The sequence below is a fragment of the Photobacterium sp. MCCC 1A19761 genome, assembly GCF_037389125.1.
Taxonomy (GTDB): domain Bacteria; phylum Pseudomonadota; class Gammaproteobacteria; order Enterobacterales; family Vibrionaceae; genus Photobacterium.
Genome location: NZ_JAZGTF010000058.1, coordinates 1 through 1,872 on the forward strand (window position 1 = coordinate 1; position 1,872 = coordinate 1,872).

1 protein-coding gene is annotated in these 1,872 nt (G+C 41.6%); it reads right to left on the bottom strand.

What is annotated here, in order from left to right:
- Window positions 1-117 precede the first annotated feature (117 nt).
- Window positions 118-795: a toll/interleukin-1 receptor domain-containing protein gene (locus VV869_RS24300; RefSeq protein ID WP_337737530.1), complete on the bottom strand. Its 678-nt coding sequence runs from the start codon at window positions 793-795 to the stop codon at window positions 118-120.
- Between the last annotated feature and the right edge of the window lie 1,077 nt (window positions 796-1,872).

Here is a 1,872-nt window from a genome sequence, read left to right on the forward strand (position 1 = left end):
GCTTCAAGTTTAAACTCGGGACTAAATGTTCTTCTGCTACGTTTTGTCATTGTGTCACCTGTTAACTTCCGAGGTGATGATATCACCTCTAATCAGATGGCCAAATTAACTATGCCACTACAGACCAACACCTATTAGGCCTTTAATAGATAGAAGAACAATACCAGTAGTATCGACCTCGCCGCCTAAGCTTTCTTTGATAAATAAGAAGGCAGCAAGAACACCTAGTATTAGCGCTCCATAGCCCACCCCATACCATATGTTCGCGCTCAGTTTTAGTGATGTTTCTTTCTTAGTTAGGCGTTCTTCGGCTTCTTTGATAAATTCTGTTTTACTTACCTCTAATTTAGAAGCCTGCTCTTTTTGTACTCTTTTTCTTTCCGTTCGTATAGCCAAATTGTGCTCTACTGCTCGGTGAATATTTGAGACTACCTTAGTTAAATTTTCATTCGAGAAATTTGGAACCATTACAGCTAGTCTTTCTCGAAGAAAGTTAGGAATATCAATACTACCAACGATTACTGGCATAAAGATTTTACTGTCTATAGCATCCATCTGAGCTTGGGCAACGGTGATTTCACTGAGTACATTTTTGGAATTGAGTGAGTCTTCCGTAATTATTGCGACGACCGCATCAGCTGCGTGCAAAAGCTCATTGAGAGCCTTGGAGATATTTGCCCCAACAGACAATGAATCGACACCTAAAACTTCGTGGCCAATTCCAATAAGCGCATCCTTTAAAGCGTCGTGCAGAGCTTTATCCTGATGACTATGGGATATAAAAATTTTGCTCAACGATTTCTCCTTACTCTACACATGCCATGTTGATTACATATTAGACAATTAACTATGTTTATCAATCACTTAAATCCTGATTTGATATCTATGTCCGGTTTTACGTTCGGTCAAAACAAGCATGTGCGTATAACGAGACCTCATAAGTACTCGACAACGGAGAATAAAACACTTATTTTCTACAGCATAAGCTGTTTAGCCCTGAGAACAGTGAGTAATTTCTGTCTCGTTAAGACTCCCCGAGATAGGCGTTGTTGAACAATTCAGCTATGGGAACGCTTAAGTCCGCTGGCTTTGTTACTGCACTGGCCGCGTATGGTGGTTATCGCGCTTTCAACACATGGCGCTGGCAACTTGTGAATCAACCGTATTAAACACTTCAAGGCATAGAAATCAAATGTATATCCCGCAAGAGAACTTTTTGTATCCATGATTTTTTATCTTACGAATGGAAGATAAAGTTCTCAATCATCTCAAAAATTTCTTGGGGATGTGGAAGCATATACAGCAGAAGTAACTAAGAACCACTTCCCCAAATAGCATTCACGATGAAATGAGTTTTAACATCCCACCCGTTCTATGCACCACAACAAACATAACAGGTTATCCGCTGCTGTCCTTTTGCCATGCTTCGCTAAAAGGAGCAGAAATGAGAAAATGTATCGCTAATTAGCATTAACAGACTGTGAATGATCTTGAGCACTAACGCAAAATGGAGCAAATGTAAGTTAGAACAAACAATGTGCAAGTAGCGATATCCTTGATAGGAGTGTCATTGATAAGCTGAATCAAATGACGATGTCTGCCGATGCTGCCAGCCACTGTTGGTGATGCCAGAAGTGCGGTGTCTTTCAGGCTACCGGTGAAGGATTTAAGTCAAGCAGCACAAATGCATTGGCGGATTTCCGGGCAACGCCGGGAGAAAAAGTCATCCATATCGGATGCCTTTGGGGGGATGTGATCATGCGATTGAGTCACTCAGGCGAAGCCAGCGTTGAACGCAACAAGCGGCCATTTGCTTAGTAGGCTGTTTCCGTGTTGGTTGTTTTCATGGTTTGATAGCGGGTGATGGCAATA